The organism is Methylomagnum ishizawai, assembly GCF_900155475.1.
Lineage (GTDB): Bacteria > Pseudomonadota > Gammaproteobacteria > Methylococcales > Methylococcaceae > Methylomagnum > Methylomagnum ishizawai_A.
On record NZ_FXAM01000001.1, the window covers coordinates 297,501 to 312,940 of the forward strand.

General features: G+C 62.9%; 13 protein-coding genes and 2 rRNA genes (1 of these 15 only partly in view). 11 read left to right on the plus strand and 4 right to left on the minus strand.

Annotated elements, in window-relative coordinates; all coding sequences use genetic code 11:
- From B9N93_RS01205 to B9N93_RS01225, 5 genes are all read left to right on the plus strand, one after another.
- Positions 1-1,248: ribosomal RNA gene (locus tag B9N93_RS01205) — 23S ribosomal RNA — on the plus strand (it extends 1,643 nt beyond the left edge of the window).
- A 91-nt stretch (positions 1,249-1,339) separates the two neighbouring features.
- Positions 1,340-1,452: ribosomal RNA gene (rrf, locus tag B9N93_RS01210) — 5S ribosomal RNA — on the plus strand.
- Positions 1,453-1,548: 96 nt separating this feature from the next.
- Positions 1,549-1,971: a very short patch repair endonuclease gene (locus tag B9N93_RS01215; RefSeq protein WP_085210139.1), complete on the plus strand. Its 423-nt coding sequence runs from the start codon at positions 1,549-1,551 to the stop codon at positions 1,969-1,971.
- A gap of 5 nt (positions 1,972-1,976) precedes the next feature.
- The gene (locus B9N93_RS01220) at positions 1,977-3,158 is read left to right on the plus strand and encodes a DNA cytosine methyltransferase (RefSeq protein WP_085210141.1); all 1,182 of its coding nucleotides are present in this window, start codon (positions 1,977-1,979) and stop codon (positions 3,156-3,158) included.
- Positions 3,158-3,919 carry a GIY-YIG nuclease family protein gene (locus B9N93_RS01225; RefSeq protein ID WP_085210144.1) on the plus strand — a complete coding sequence of 254 codons (762 nt, stop codon included), beginning with the start codon at positions 3,158-3,160 and terminating at the stop codon, positions 3,917-3,919. Before B9N93_RS01220 ends, B9N93_RS01225 begins: the two co-directional genes overlap by 1 nt.
- On the opposite strand, the gene B9N93_RS01230 is transcribed toward B9N93_RS01225, so the two are convergent.
- From B9N93_RS01230 to B9N93_RS01240, 3 genes are read right to left on the minus strand one after another with little or no spacing between them, the layout of a single operon-like run.
- Entirely contained in the window at positions 3,883-7,215 is a 3,333-nt protein-coding gene (locus B9N93_RS01230) for an NAD-glutamate dehydrogenase domain-containing protein (protein WP_085210146.1), read from the minus strand. The two genes, B9N93_RS01225 and B9N93_RS01230, sit on opposite strands and share 37 nt — an antisense overlap.
- Before the next feature lie 34 nt (positions 7,216-7,249).
- Positions 7,250-7,681 (minus strand): ATP-binding protein, encoded by a 432-nt coding sequence (locus tag B9N93_RS01235; RefSeq protein WP_085210148.1) that lies wholly within the window; start codon positions 7,679-7,681, stop codon positions 7,250-7,252.
- 14 nt (positions 7,682-7,695) lie between these two features.
- A complete protein-coding gene (locus B9N93_RS01240) occupies positions 7,696-8,031 on the minus strand; it encodes an STAS domain-containing protein (protein ID WP_085210150.1) in 336 nt (111 codons plus the stop codon).
- A 255-nt stretch (positions 8,032-8,286) separates the two neighbouring features.
- Here B9N93_RS01240 and B9N93_RS01245 point away from each other — a divergent pair, with 255 nt between their 5' ends.
- From B9N93_RS01245 to B9N93_RS01270, 6 genes are all read left to right on the plus strand, one after another.
- Positions 8,287-9,057: a trypsin-like serine peptidase gene (locus tag B9N93_RS01245; RefSeq protein ID WP_085210152.1), complete on the plus strand. Its 771-nt coding sequence runs from the start codon at positions 8,287-8,289 to the stop codon at positions 9,055-9,057.
- A 145-nt stretch (positions 9,058-9,202) separates the two neighbouring features.
- Entirely contained in the window at positions 9,203-10,114 is a 912-nt protein-coding gene (locus tag B9N93_RS01250; RefSeq protein WP_085210154.1) for a D-hexose-6-phosphate mutarotase, read from the plus strand.
- Between the two features lie 40 nt (positions 10,115-10,154).
- On the plus strand, positions 10,155-10,910 hold the full coding sequence (locus tag B9N93_RS01255) for a pseudouridine synthase (protein WP_254899315.1): 756 nt from the start codon (positions 10,155-10,157) through the stop codon (positions 10,908-10,910).
- Positions 10,911-10,915: 5 nt separating this feature from the next.
- Positions 10,916-11,758 (plus strand): NYN domain-containing protein, encoded by an 843-nt coding sequence (locus B9N93_RS01260; protein ID WP_085210156.1) that lies wholly within the window; start codon positions 10,916-10,918, stop codon positions 11,756-11,758.
- Between the two features lie 435 nt (positions 11,759-12,193).
- Entirely contained in the window at positions 12,194-12,907 is a 714-nt protein-coding gene (locus B9N93_RS01265; protein WP_085210158.1) for a PEP-CTERM sorting domain-containing protein, read from the plus strand.
- Between the two features lie 278 nt (positions 12,908-13,185).
- Positions 13,186-13,989, plus strand: coding sequence for a PEP-CTERM sorting domain-containing protein (locus tag B9N93_RS01270; protein ID WP_085210160.1), 804 nt, complete (start codon positions 13,186-13,188; stop codon positions 13,987-13,989).
- Between the two features lie 57 nt (positions 13,990-14,046).
- Here B9N93_RS01270 and der read toward each other — a convergent pair whose 3' ends face one another.
- On the minus strand, positions 14,047-15,438 hold the full coding sequence (der, locus tag B9N93_RS01275; protein WP_085210162.1) for a ribosome biogenesis GTPase Der: 1,392 nt from the start codon (positions 15,436-15,438) through the stop codon (positions 14,047-14,049).
- Positions 15,439-15,440: the final 2 nt, after the last annotated feature.

The window sequence follows — 15,440 nt, forward strand, 5'->3', positions numbered from 1 at the left end:
CTCGGGTGAAGGAACTAGGCAAAATGGTACCGTAACTTCGGGAGAAGGTACGCCCCCGGTACGTGAGGCCCCTCGCGGGCGCAGCGGATGGGGGTTGCAAGAAAACGGTGGCTGCGACTGTTTATTAAAAACACAGCACTCTGCAAACACGTAAGTGGACGTATAGGGTGTGACGCCTGCCCGGTGCCGGAAGGTTAATTGATGGGGTCAGCGCAAGCGAAGCTCTTGATCGAAGCCCCGGTAAACGGCGGCCGTAACTATAACGGTCCTAAGGTAGCGAAATTCCTTGTCGGGTAAGTTCCGACCTGCACGAATGGCGTAACGATGGCCACACTGTCTCCACCCGGGACTCAGTGAAATTGAATTGGCTGTGAAGATGCAGTGTACCCGCGGCTAGACGGAAAGACCCCGTGAACCTTTACTATAGCTTTGCACTGGACTTTGACTTCGCTTGTGTAGGATAGGTGGGAGCCTGTGAAACCGGGACGCTAGTTCCGGCGGAGGCAACCTTGAAATACCACCCTGGTGAATTCGGAGTTCTAACCTAGGTCCGTGATCCGGACCGGGGACCGTGCATGGTGGGTAGTTTGACTGGGGCGGTCTCCTCCCAAAGAGTAACGGAGGAGCACGAAGGTGCGCTCGGCACGGTCGGACATCGTGCTATGAGTGTAAGAGCAAAAGCGCGCTTGACTGCGAGACATACAAGTCGAGCAGGTACGAAAGTAGGTTCTAGTGATCCGGTGGTTCTGTATGGAAGGGCCATCGCTCAACGGATAAAAGGTACTCCGGGGATAACAGGCTGATACCGCCCAAGAGTTCATATCGACGGCGGTGTTTGGCACCTCGATGTCGGCTCATCACATCCTGGGGCTGTAGCCGGTCCCAAGGGTATGGCTGTTCGCCATTTAAAGTGGTACGCGAGCTGGGTTTAGAACGTCGTGAGACAGTTCGGTCCCTATCTGCCGTGGGCGTTGGAGATTTGAGGGAAGTTGCTCCTAGTACGAGAGGACCGGAGTGAACGAACCTCTGGTGTTCCGGTTGTCACGCCAGTGGCACAGCCGGGTAGCTATGTTCGGACAGGATAACCGCTGAAAGCATCTAAGCGGGAAGCCCCTCCCAAGATGAGATCTCCCTGGGACCTCGAGTCCCCCGAAGGGCCCTGGTAGACCACCAGGTTGATAGGCTGGGTGTGGAAGTCCAGTAATGGATGAAGCTAACCAGTACTAATTGCCCGTGAGGCTTGACCATATAACACCCAAACGGTGTGGTGTTGACACATTACGCGACGTGTACGTTTTCCAGTGTTGTTGAGCTACGCAGCTCCGACCAACCAGTTTTGCCTGGTGGCCATAGCGAGCGGGAACCACCCGATCCCATCCCGACCTCGGAAGTGAAACCGCTTAGCGCCGATGATAGTGTGGTTACCCATGTGAAAGTAGGGAACCGCCAGGCACCCAAACAAGGAAAGCCCCTTGTCCTCCACAGGACATGGGGCTTTTTCTTTGGCCGTGAATAGCGAGGCAATATCCCTGAACGCTAAAATGGGCCATGGTCGATACCCTCATGCCCGCCGAGCGCAGCGAACTTATGGCCCGGGTCCGCTCCAAGGATACTCGCCCGGAAATCTTGGTGCGGCGTTTAGTCCATGCCATGGGTTATCGTTACCGTTTACATGTGGGGCGGTTGCCGGGTTCCCCCGATTTAGTGTTCCCGCGCCTGCGCAAAGTCTTGTTCGTACATGGCTGCTTCTGGCACCAACACCCAAATCCAAGATGCAAGATTGCCCGTTTGCCCAAATCCCGACCGGAATTCTGGCACCCCAAATTGGAAGGCAATCGCCGCCGCGATGAGCGGCAGCAGGAAGCCCTGCTCGACCTGGGTTGGCATTTCATGGTGGTCTGGGAATGCGAAACCTGGGATATTCCCAGCCTAATAGAAAAAATACAGATGTTCCTGGCGGAGGATGAATAAACCACATGCGGTCGGTTGAATTGTTCGCCGGAGCGGGCGGCTTGGGGATGGGGATCAGCCGGGCCGGGTTCGAGCCTGTGGCGGTGATCGAGTGGAACCGCCATTGTTGCCATACCCTGCGCCAAAACCAGGCTAAGCGGTTGGAACCTGTGGCGCATTGGCCCTTGGTCGAAGGCGATGTCCGCGACTTCGATTTCAGCGCGATCCGGGGTGGGGTCGATCTGGTGTCTGGGGGGCCGCCTTGCCAGCCGTTTTCGCTCGGGGGCAAGCATCGCGGTTGTCTGGACGAACGCGATATGTTCCCGCAGGCCATCCGGGCGGTGCGCGAACTCCAACCCAAAGCCTTCATGTTCGAGAACGTCAAGGGATTGACCCGCGCCAATTTCATCCCCTATCTCGAATACATCCGCCTGCGCTTGTCCTATCCCGAAATGACGCCCAAGCCCGGCGAAGATTGGACCACGCACCGCGCCCGTTTGGAAAAGCACCATTCGGGCGGCAAACACGACGGCTTGTATTATCACATCCTGACCCGCGGCCTCCTGAACGCCGCCAACTACGGCATTCCCCAGCGCCGCGAGCGCATTTTCCTGGTCGGATTCCGTGCCGATCTGGGTATCGAATGGTCTTTCCCGGAACCTACCCACGATCTGGACGCGCTGCTGTGGTCGCAATGGCATAGCGGCGAGTATTGGGAACGCCACCGGATCGCCCAGCGCCACCGCCCCGAGGGCGGCAAAGCCAAAGCCCGCGCTTTGACGCTCGCGGAAGAACCCAGGTCGCTTCCCTGGCGGACGGTGCGCGATGCCATCGCGGATTTGCCCGACCCGGAAATCCAGCCTACGGCGGCCGCGGCCTATGCCAACCACCGTTTCCAGCCGGGAGCCCGCAGCTATCCTGGGCATACCGGCAGTCCGCTGGACGAACCGGCCAAGACCTTGAAGGCGGGCGACCACGGGGTTCCGGGCGGGGAGAACATGTTGCTGCGTCCCGACGGCTCGGTGCGTTATTTCACGGTGCGGGAAAGCGCCCGCCTGCAAACCTTCCCGGACGATTTCCGGTTCGAGGGTTCTTGGACCGAATCGATGCGCCAAATCGGCAACGCCGTCCCGGTGGAACTCGCCGCCATCGTGGCGGGCAGCATCAAAGCCCATCTTGCCCAGGCGGCGACCCCGGACCGCGCCTGATGCCGGGCTATCGGGAATTCGAGTTCGATCTGCCCGCCGCGCTCTTGCGGAACCTGGTCGAGGTGTTCGGCGCGATGGCGGCCGCGCCCTTGTTGCCCGGCAATCTGGTGGGGATTCCCGAGACCCAGGGCGTCTACCAATTGTTGTTGCGGGGCGATTTGGTCTATATCGGCAAGACCGACGCCGAGGCCGGCCTGCGCAAGCGGCTGGAACGCCACGCCCGCACCATCCAGCACCGTGTCAAGCTCGAACCCGCCGAGGTGGCTTTCAAGGCGGTGCGGGTATTCGTGTTCACGGCGATGGACCTGGAAACCCAACTCATCAAGCACTACGGCAATATCGCGCCGGTGCCGTGGAACAACAGCGGTTTCGGCTCGAACGATCCGGGCCGCGAACGCGATACCACCAATCTCAAGCCCGAGGGTTTCGATGCCCAATATCCGGTGGATATCGACCGCGGCATTGAACTGGGCCTGCCTTTTCCCGCCACCGCCGCCCTGGCCTGCACCTTGCTCAAGGAGTGTTTGCCGTATACCTTCCGGGTCGAGAACGCCGGGCGCGGCAGCCGTAGGCCACATCCCGATCTTGTGAATACCCAGGTCGTCCCGCCGCCCAAGCCTTATACCACCCGCCAATTCATCGAAGCCGTCCTCAAGCGCTTGCCGCCCGGCTGGCAGGCGACCGCCTTGCCCAGCCGGGTGATCCTGTATAAGGAGCAACGGGCCTATGCCTTCGGGACGGTGATCGCACGTTCGGATTGAGCCTCTCCGTCGCCAGCCTCCCGTAAAGCTTCCAGTGCCGCGCCCAGGGCGGCGAAGGGAGCCACGGAAGTGGCGGCGGCATCGGTCAATTCCCGTGCCAGCCGTTGAAAGTGGGCCAGACGGGTTTGTAGCGCGGGGGTGGCGGACAAGGCCGCAGGCTCCTGGATTCCTTGCCGCGATAGAGATGCGCCAAGACGGGCCGGGGCGGTTTGGAAGCGGTCGATCAGCGCCAACCGCGCCCGGCGTTCCCAGCGGTCGCGGGACTGGACCGCCGCCAACCAGGCGATCAAGCGCGGCAATCCGAGCTGGGCGGCGATGGTATCGGACAGGCGCGCCACCTCGGCCAGCGCCAGACCTTGGGCTCCGGCCCATTCCAGCAAGGCCGGGAATTGGCCCAGCCGTTCGGCATGGACCAGCAAACACGCCTGTTCCTGGGTGAATCCCGCCGCGGTTAACTCGGCCAGGGTTCCGGTCGCGGTGGTGTCCGCGGCCAAATAATCCAGATAGTCCCGCAGTCCGCCGCGTCCGGCTGCGAAGGCTGGGATTGGGTTCCGGTCCAAAGAGCGGCGGCATAATTCCGCCAGCAAACCTTCCAGCCGCAAGAGCCCAAGGTATTGCCGGTCGATGGCCCAAGAGCCATCCAGCTTGTGGATTTGTTCCCGCAACGCGCGACCCCCGACGATGCGGTCGAACCGCGCATAGGCTTCCACGGCCCGAGCCAACAGGGTCGAATCTAATTCCTCCACCCAGGCCAGGAAACCCACCCCGGCTTGGTCGATGACCGCATTGGCGATCTGGGTGACGGTGATTTCCCGCGCCAGGGGATGTTCTGGCAGATAAGCGCCGAACTCCTCCCGCAACGGCCCAGGAAAATAGGCCGACAGGCAATCCTGGGTCCACTCGCCCGGGAAGTCCGGGCGGTCCAGCAAGGCCCGCTTCAACGCCAGTTTGGCATAGGCCATCAACACCGCGAGTTCCGGCCGGGTGAGTCCGCCACCCCGCGCCAGGATATCCTTGCGGGCGGGGAAGTCCTCGACCGCCCGGTCCAAAAGTCCGGCGTTGGCGAGCCGGTCGGCCACGTCCAGGAAGGGTTCGGCGTCCAAGGCGCAGCGCTGCCGGTCCAGCGACAGGCAGAGGCTTTGCGCGGCGTTGTGGGCCAGCACCGACCCGACCACCGCGCCGGAGAGATCGGCGAGCCGCCGGTTCCGTTCCTCTACGCCGTCGATCAGCCCGCGTCGGCGCAACAGGGCCAGCAGCATCTTGAGGTTGACCTCGTGGTCGGACAGGTCCACCCCACCGGAGTTGTCCACGGCGTCGGTATTGATGCGGCCCCCGGCCAGGGCGTATTCGATGCGGGCTTTCTGGGTGAAGCCCAGGTTCGCGCCTTCCCCGACCACCTTGGCCCGGACCTGGACCGCGTCGATCCGCACCGCGTCGTTGGCGCGGTCGGCCACTGATTCATGGCGCTCGGAACCGGCTTTGACATAGGTGCCGATGCCGCCCAGCCACAGCAGATCGACCGGCGCGGCCAGCAACAGCCGGATCAATTCCTCGCCATCGACCGAGGCATGGCGCAGGCCCAGCCAAGCGCGGACGGCGGGCGACAGCGGAATATCCTTGGCATCGCGGGGAAACACCCCGCCGCCCGGTGAAATCAAGGCGCGGTCGTAGGCTTCCCAACCGGGCGCGGCCAGTTCGAACAACCGTAGGCGCTCGCGGAAGGACACCGCCGGGTCGGGGTCGGGATCGAGGAAGATTTCGTGCGAGCCGAAAGCCGCCAGCAAGCGGATATTCTCCGACAGTAACATCCCGTTGCCGAACACATCGCCGTCCATGCTGCCGATGCCCACCACGCTGAAGGGGCGGTCCAGCGCCAGCCCGGCCTCGCGGAAATGCCGCTTCACGCATTCCCAAGCGCCCCGCGCGGTGATGCCCAGTTTTTTGTGGTGGAAACCCTGCGAACCGCCGCTGGCGAAGGCATCGCCCAGCCAGAAGCCATACTCGGCGGCGATGCGGTTGGCGGTGTCGGACATTCGCGCCGTGCCCTTGTCGGCGGCGACCACTAGGTAAGGATCGGCGGCGTCGTAGGCGATGCGGCGGTGGGGCGGTTCCACGGTGGGGTTGTCGGTCAGGTCGAGCAAGCCCCGCATCAGGGTGGCGTAGGCGGTTTGCGCCAGCCGCTCGCGTTCTTCCGGGCGTGGCTCGGTCGAATTCAGCACGAAACCGCCCTTGGCGCCCAAGGGTACGATGAGCGCGTTCTTGATCATCTGGGTCCGCATCAGGCCCAGGATTTCGCTGCGGAAATCGTCGGGCCGGTCCGACCAGCGGATGCCGCCCCGCGCCACCTTGGCCCCGCGCAGGTGGATGCCCTCCATCAGCCGCGAATGTACGTAGATTTCGAACAAAGGCCGGGGCGCGGGCATATTGATGATGCCCAGGCTGTTGATCTTGAAGGCGATGGCGTGTTGATCCGGGGCTTTGGGCAGGTAGTAGTCGGTGCGGAGGGTGGCGTCGACCAGGTTGAACACATCGCGCAGGATGCGGTCCTCGGCGCTGTCGGCCACGCCGTCCAGGAGGGTGGCGAGTTCCTGCCGCAGCGGCGACAAGGCTTCTTCCTCGCGCTGGCCGGGCGTGTCCCAGCGGCCATCCGGCTCGAAGCGGGCGGCGAAATAGCGGAACAACAAGCGGGCCACCCCAGGGTGGGCCAGCAGGGCTTGGTGGAAACGGAAGCGGCCAAAATGGCTGCCCAGTTGGAAGTAATAGTTGCGGTAGGCCCGGAACACATCGATTTCGCGCCAGGACAGCCCCGCCGATAGCAGCAGGCCGTTCAGCGCGTCGTTGTCCACCCGGCCCGCCAACAGCGCGTCCAAGGCTTCCAATACCTGGGCCTTATACGCCAGTGGATCGACGCCGGGGGCTTGCGGCCGCACCGCGAAACCGCGCAGGCACCAGCGCCGCGTCCCCAGTTCCAGCCGGAACGAGCTTTGGTCCAATACCCGGAAACCCAGGCTTTGGACCAGCGGCATGATTTCGTCCAGCCCGCGTTCCCGTCCGCTATAAAGCCGCAGTTGGTGGCAACCACCCAGGTCGGGATCGGGTTCCCACAGATCGAAGCCTTCGCCGCCATCCCGGTCCAAGGCGGCGAGGCGGAGGGCGTCGCGGGCCGCGAGTCCGGGCGGGGTGGTGGCGCGGTATTCCGGGGCGAAGACGGCGCTGGCGAGCGAATCGGGGCAGGGCTGGCCGGCCGCGGCCAGCCTACGGGCGAGGTCGGCCTTGAAGGCGCGTTCCCAGGACATGGCGAAACTCCCCCCGCGGGTTCGGGCGCGGGTGTTATTCGAGTTTTTTATACATTTCCAGCACGTTGCCGCTCTCGGTCTTGCGATAGGCGACGGTGTCCATCAGGGTGCGGATCAGGAAGATGCCCCGGCCCCGTTCGCAAGGGTCGTCGAAGTCGGGGGCGGGCACGGCGTCGAGGTCGAAGCCCTGGCCCTGGTCGTGGACATGGATGTTGAGTTCCTTGTCCGCGATGTAGATGCAGACCCGCACGGTTTTGCGGGGTTGGTTTTCGGGGCAATGTTCGATGGCGTTGACCATGGCCTCGGTCAGCACCAGGTTGAGATGGTAGGCGAGGGCGTCGCGGTCGCCGCTGTAGCCGTCCAAGACCCTGGCCAATTCCTCGGCGATATTGCCGATCAGGCCCAGATAGCGGGTCTGGTTGGGCACCACGATATCCAGGTGTATGCAGCAGCCTTCTTCGCACATGGCCACGTCCTCGCTTAGGCTTTGTTGAGGGCTCCTTCGACGCTGGGGTAGATATCGAACACCCGGTGCAGCCGGGTCAGTTCGAACATCGATTGCACCCTGGGCTGGAGTCCGGCCAGCACGAACGAACCCGATCTCAGCGAGGCGTTCTTGTAGCCGGAGAGCAGTGCCCCCAGTCCTGAACTATCGATGAAGCGGACGCCCGCCAGATCGACGATGAGTTGGGTGTCGCCGTTTTCCAGGAGTTTGAGGATATGGTCCCGGAGGTCGCTGGAATTGTGGGCGTCCAGCCGTTCTTCCTTGAGGCTCAGGACCGTTTTGCCGTCGTGTTTTGCGGTCGCGATTTGCATCTTGGCACCTTGTGGAGTTCTTGCGGAGCGGGGCGCGGTTTTTCCTTGCGGTGACGGCGGACCCTGCCCGCATCGGTGGGCGGAGGGCCGGGCGGTTCCCCGGTCCAAGCGGTGTGGAATCCCGGTCCTGCCTGCTTAGACGGGGCGGGGCGCGGTGGAATTCAATCTGCCGCGGCCCCTCAAGGAGAATATAAACCATGGGCGGTCGGATGGGGGGCCGGAGTGCCGGCTTGTTTCATATATGGGAGGTCCGGCATGTTTTCCCGCGCCGATTTCCGGCTTGGCTTCGCCTTGGCCGCGGTCTTGTCCCTGGCCGCGCCGCGTGCCGATGCCGCCCGCGTGTTCTCGCCGCCCGGCATCCTGGGCGGCGACGACCGCGCCCCCTTGGATTCGACCGCCTGGCCCTGGCAGGCCATCGGTCGGCTCAATCAACCCCATGGCGGCTATTGTACGGCTACTTTGATCGCTCCCGACGCCGTGTTGACGGCGGGCCATTGCCTGACCGACCGCCGCACCGGCCAGCGTCTGGCGGCGCGGGATTTGGTGTTCGTGGCCGACCTCCGGCGCGACGACGATTTGGGCTATGCCCGTGGCCGGACGCTGGACCACGCCCCCCCCGCCGGCCTGGGGACGGCCCCTGGGCTGGAAGCCTTGGCCGGGGATTGGGCGGTGGTCCGGCTCGAACATCCCCTGCCGATCCGGCCCGTGCCGATCCGCCCGTTGCCGGACGCGGGGCCGTCCCCCCGGCTGCAACGGGCCGGTTATGGCCAGGACCGGCCCAACCTCCTCTCCCTGCACGATGGCTGCCGGGTGAGTGGCAGGCTGGCGGAAGGCCGGGTGCTGGTCTGCGATTGCGACGGCACCCACGGCGATTCCGGCTCGCCGCTGCTGCTGCGTGAGGGGGGGCGGGCCTGGATCGTCGGCGTGTTGTCCGCCGCGGGGGCGGGCGGTGGCGGCAATTACGCCATCCATGCCGCCGTGTTCCAGGGCGCGCTGGCCGAGCCGGTACCGCCGCGCCGCCCCTGACCGGGGTTCCCGGCGGTCCGCTCGCCGTGCTTGCTCTTCCAGGGCAATCCGCCTACCCTTGCCCCGACGCCAGCCCGCCCCCAGTCCGACCGGCCACCGCACCGTCGTTCCATCCTCAAATAAGCCATATAGTCAAGGAAACTTCATGGATACCAGCTATCTCTCCGATCTGCAAAAGCGCTTCGGCCTATCCGGCACCGTGGATTTCACCGAGCGGCACGGGATGCCGGTGGTGGAGGTCAACAACGCCCAGGGTTCCGGCGTCCTGGCGTTGCAGGGGGCGCAATTGCTGACCTGGGCGCCCAAGGATCAGGCCGCCGTGGTGTGGCTGTCGCCCCAGGCCAAATTCGCCTGCGGGAAATCGGCGCGGGGTGGGGTGCCGATCTGCTGGCCCTGGTTCGGACCCCATGCCGAGGAGGCCGCGTTCCCGGCCCATGGTTTCGCCCGCACGGCGGCTTGGGAGGTGATCGAGGTCGCCACCCTGGAAGGCGGGGCCAACCGGCTCGGCTTCCGGTTATTGCGGAATGACGCCGACGACCTGTTATGGCCGCACTGCACGCCGCTGGAAGTGCGCTACACCTTCGGCGCGGCCCTGGAAATCGAACTCGGCACCCGTAGCCGCAGCCCGAATCCCCTGGTCCTGGGCGAGGCGTTGCACACCTATTTCGGCGTCGGCGATGTGCGCGAGGTCCGGGTGTTGGGCCTGGACGGCGTCGAATATATCGACAAGGTGGACGGTGGCCGCCGCAAACGGCAGGCCGGGCCGGTCACCGTGGGCGGCGAGGTGGACCGGGTCTATCTGGGCACCGGGTCCACCTGCCTGATCGAAGACCTGTCCCTGAACCGCCGCATCCGCATCGAGAAGAGCGGCAGCCGCGCCACCGTGGTGTGGAATCCTTGGGAGGACAAAGCCGCCAAGCTGGGCGACTTCGAGGCGGGTGGCCATCTCAAGATGCTCTGTGTCGAGAGCGCCAACGCGGCGGACGACGCCGTGGTGCTGGGACCGGGCGCGGAACATCGGCTGTGGGTGCGCTATTCGGTGGAGCCTTTGGCTTGAGGCCCGGACGACCCGCGCCAGTCGTCCGGGGTGGCCGCGCTTGATCGATATCCTTTATCAAGATGATTGGCTGGTCGCGGTGCATAAACCGGCGGGACTCTTGGTGCATCGCTCCGCCATCGACCGCCACGAAACCCGCTACGCCTTGCAAATGACCCGCGATCTGTTGGGACGGCGGGTGTATCCGGTGCATCGCCTGGACAAACCCACCGCCGGAATTTTGCTATTCGCCCTGGATGTGGACATGGCCCGGCGACTGACCGGCGTGTTCGCCGCGGGTGGTGTCGAAAAGCTTTACACCGCCGTGGTGCGCGGCCATACCGCCGGGTGGGGCGTCATCGACTACGCCTTGGCCGAGGAGGCCGACCCCATGACCGATGCCTTGGCCCAACCCGACAAACCCGCCCAGCCCGCCCTCACCCATTACCGCCGCCTCGCCACCACCGAACTGCCGTTTCCGGTTGGGCGCTATGCCAGTTGCCGCTATTCCTGGCTGGCGATCTCGCCCAAGACCGGCCGCAAGCACCAAATCCGCCGCCATATGAAACATATCTTCCATCCCGTGGTGGGCGACACCAGCCATGGCGATGGGCGGCATAACCAATTCTTCCGCGGCCATTTCGGTTGCCACCGGCTATTGTTGGCCGCGATCCGCCTACGTTTCGTCCATCCCGCCACCGGGGCTGGCTTGGCGCTCACCGCGCCGCTCGACCCGGAATTCCGCGCCATCCTGGCCGGACTGGGCTGGAACCCCGCGGCGCCCCTGGATTATCCCCTCCACCCCGATGGCCCCTGATTCCCATGTCACAACCGCCCAATACCCGCATCATGGCCTTGTACTGCGACTTCGAGAACGTCGCCCTCGGCGTCCGCGCCCTGAAATCCAAAGCCTTCGATATCCAGAAAGTGCTGGAACGCCTGCTGCTCAAGGGCAATATCGTCGTGAAAAAGGCGTATTGCGATTGGGAGCGTTACAAGGAATTCAAGGCCGCCATGCACGAGGCGGCGTTCGAGTTGATCGAAATCCCCCATGTACGGCAATCGGGCAAGAATTCCGCCGATATCCGCATGGTGGTGGACGCCCTGGACCTGTGTTACACCAAGGCCCATGTCGATACCTTTGTCATCATCAGCGGTGATTCGGACTTCTCGCCCCTGGTCAGCAAGTTGCGAGAAAACAACAAGTTGGTGATTGGCGTCGGGGTGAAGGAATCGACTTCCGACCTGTTGATCGCCAATTGCGACGAGTTCATCTATTACGACGATTTGGTGCGCGAGACCGAATCCAAGGAACAGCGCAAGGCCAAGCGCAAGCCCAAGGCCACGTCCGCTAAAGCGGCCAAGGCGCCCGCCGAACCCGTGGCCGAACCCGCCAAGCCGCCCGACAAGCGGCAACAGGCCTTGGATTGGGTGGTGGAGACGGTGGAGGATTTATTCGAGGAGCGCGGCGACGAAGGCAAGGTCTGGGGTTCGATGGTTAAGCAAGCGCTCAAGCGGCGCAAACCCGGCTTCAACGAAACCTACCATGGCTTCCGCAGCTTCGCCGATTTGCTGGAAGAGGCGCAGGCCCGCAAGCTCCTGGCCTTGGAATTCGACGAGAAATCGGGGGGGTATATCGTGCAGGGTTTGGCGCGGGAAGATTGAGGGGAGCCGAACGGCTGGGTTTGATAGCGGCTATTTTGTCTAAGTCAAGCAGGTTTAGACAAAAAATATGCGAACCAATCTGCGTTTCTCTCGATCCGGTAAGCCCGTGTGTCGGAATACTTTACGCAATCCGGGGGGAAACCATGGGCCGATCCCGGCGTGGGCCGACCCCCCTCCGCCGGGTGGATTGGGAAAACCTTTTTTTTCATGGCCTTATCCTGATCCAAAGCGGCGGAGAAGAGATGTCAAAAAGATTTACACGCTGGTTCCAGCGGCTGGGCTGAAAAAATAAATCTTTTATATTCAGTCATTTGAGTTATAGGCATGGAACATGCTTGATCGAAAGTATCGATAAGCCAAAAAGCGTTGATGTAAAAAAATCAAAACATCTTATCGTAAGGTTCGATCAACCTTAGTACATGGAGACCTCTCAGCATGAACATCAATTTAAAGGCGGTTGCCAGCGCCGCGGTTTTCGGTGTGGCAACCCTTGTGACCGCCCCGGCGCAAGCGCTTGGGATTACCGCTTCGCTTAGCAATATCACCCTGACCCTCAACGGCTTTTCGGGCGGTACTTATCTCAACACGGCTACCACCTTGAGCTTCGCTGCCAACCTCCCTAACGTCGCCAATCCCACACAGGACGGCACCAAGGCCGTCGCGGGTTCCGATGGTATCGGCGATATGGCTCCGACCGGTCCGATGCCCATAACGGGCGGTGAAATTACCGGCGCTTTTGACTTCAATGGCAGCGCCGTTGGTACCAACGGCAATATTTGGGCGCTAGCGGTGGGGACTTTATCTTCACCGATACTGAATTTTCTGCAATTCAATCGAAGCGGGAGTGTATTCACTTTCGACCTGACGAGTATCAGTAGCATCGCCCGCAACCTTTTGGCGACCACTCCCACGGTCCAGGCGAACCTGAGCGTCGCGACCTACGGCATTTTGCACGATTCCTCCCATACCCGGGCCGATACCTTCGCGGCGTTGACCTTTTCTTTCAGCCAAACGGGTAGCGCGTTGTCGGGTTCCGCCACACTCAACTCGCCCGCGACCCCTCCCAGCCTGCCCGAACCCGCCACCCTGCTGCTGTTCGGTACCGGATTGGCGGGCATGGCCACCCGCGCCCGCCGCAAATCCATTTAAGCGCCGCGCCCGTGGCGAAAAGGCAATTCAATCACAGACCATTGGGGGGCGGGCACAGGGGGAAAGAGGCTTGAATGTCAAGCCATTATTTGTCCGAATTTTTGACAATCGCCGGGGTTACAATGGGCGCTTGGTTCGCGGGGTTGTCTAGGCCGATGAAATATAACTATAAATTCTCGCAGGCATGGATGCTGCTAAAAACGGATAACTTTAATTAACGGCATCAGCAGCCTTTAAGGGTCTTTTTCGACCCTGCTTTGCAAGATGGAGCAAGCGACATGTTTAACCGAAAACCAGCCTACTTGGCCCTGTTGGCCGCCTTGGCCGGCGCATCCACGGGCGCGGACGCCCTTATGGTGGATAACTTCAAAAACCCCAATCCCGCCAACGATACTTTTTTAAACCAGCAGACGGATACATCGGCTTGGTCGACGGACGACAGCGCGAGCGGGGCTATCGGTGGCTATCGGGACCTGTATTTGAACCATCCTAGCGGGGGTTCCGATAGTACGTTCACCTGCCTTTCCGCCGGAGATTCCTCGGGCAATTGCGCGCCCTATATCGGGACTACCGGCTTGGTGGTTTACAACGAAGGCGCTGTCAACGCGACCGCGCAGGTCTTGTGGGATGGCACTAATAGCGCTCTCGAATCCGGCTCGACCACGCCCGCGATGGGCTTGACCGGCGCAAACCTCTCGGCTTCCGGGGCTCAAGGATTCTATCTGGATTTGAACTACCTCAGCGCGGGCGTGGACCTGACCATCACCGTGTGGTCGAATTCGGGCGCGGTATCGGCCAGCAGTACGCTGCATAATTTGCTGGATTGTCCCCTCAGCAGCCCTCTGTGCGGTTCCCTCTATAAGTTTTTCTCCTTCAGCAGTTTCACGGGCGGCGCGGTGGACTTCGCGGATGTTAACGCCATCGCCCTCAGCATCAGCGGTCCGCTCGGGTATTATCTCGAAGCCACCTCCCTGGAAACCCGTAGCGATCCGGGCGTCCCGGAACCCGCCACCCTGGCGCTCACCGGCCTGGGCCTCCTGGGCATGGGGTGGTCCCGCCGCCGCAGCAATGCCAGGCGATAGGTCTCCGCCAACACGGGCCTAAAAAAACCGGGTCGCCCCCGGTTTTTTTAGGCCCCGCTATTTCTTCGCATGTTTTATCAGCCTGCGCCGCTTGCGGATTTGCCGTTCCGTGAGCGGGTTGCGCCTGCCCTGGTAGGGATTTTCCCCGCCCTTGAATTCCAGCCGGACCGGCGTGCCGTGCAGGTCCAGCGCTTCGCGGAAGGCGTTGCCGAGGTAGCGCTTGTAGCTGCCGGGGATTTCGTCGGTCTGGTTGCCGTGGATGACGATGGTGGGCGGGTTGCTGCCGCCTTGGTGGGCGTATTTCAGCTTGATGCGGCGGCCGCGCACCAAGGGTGGCTGATGGGCGGCGACCACGTCCTGGAGCAAGCGGGTCAGCCGGGCGGTGGACATGTCCAGCATCGAGGCGGCATGCACGCCTTCCACGGCGTCGAACAAATTGCCGACCCCGGTGCCGTGCAGGGCCGAGATGAAATATTTCTCGGCGAAATCGACGAAGCCGAGCTTGAGGTCGATCTGGCGGCGGATTTCTTCCTTGTGGTCGTGGGCCAGGCCGTCCCATTTGTTCAGGCCGACGATGAGCCCCCGGCCGATCTCCAGCACCATGCCCAACAGGGTCGCGTCCTGGTCGGTCACGCCCTCGCGGGCGTCGATGATATAGACCACCACATGGGCCTTCTCGATGGCCTGCATGGCCTTGATGACGCTGAACTTCTCGATGGTCTCGGCGATGCGGCCGCGGCGGCGGATGCCGGCGGTGTCGATCAGGGTGTAGGGCTTGCCCTGGCGCTCGAAGGGGATATAGACGCTGTCGCGGGTGGTGCCGGGCTGGTCGAACACGACCACGCGCTCCTCGCCCAGCATCCGGTTGACCAGGGTGGATTTGCCGACGTTGGGACGGCCCACCACGGCGACATGGATGCCGGGGGCTGCGTCGGCGGAATCTCCCGGGTCTTCCGCCGGGAGCTTGTCCCGCACGGCGTCGAGCAGGTCGTCTATCCCCAGGGCGTGGGAGGCGGACAAGGGATGCGGCTCGCCCAGGCCCAGGGCGTGGAATTCGTGGGCGGCGAGGGTCTGGCCGGGCCGGTCGAGCTTGTTCACCGCCAGCAGCACCGGCTTGCCGATCCGCCTGAGATGGGCGGCGATGGCCTCGTCCCCGACGTTGAGGCCGTCGCGGCCATCGACCAGGAACAACACCAGGTCGGCTTCTTCCAACGCGACCCGCACTTGGCGCATGGCCTGCTCGTCGATGCCGAGTTCGGTTTCGACGATGCCGCCGGTGTCGACCACGAAGAAATTCCGCTGCCCGCCACGCTTGACCCGGCCATATTGGCGGTCGCGGGTCAGGCCGGGGTAGTCCGCGACCAGGGCGTCGCGGGTTTGGGTCAGATAATTGAACAGGGTGGATTTTCCCACATTGGGGCGGCCCACCAGGGCGACTACGGGTAACATGG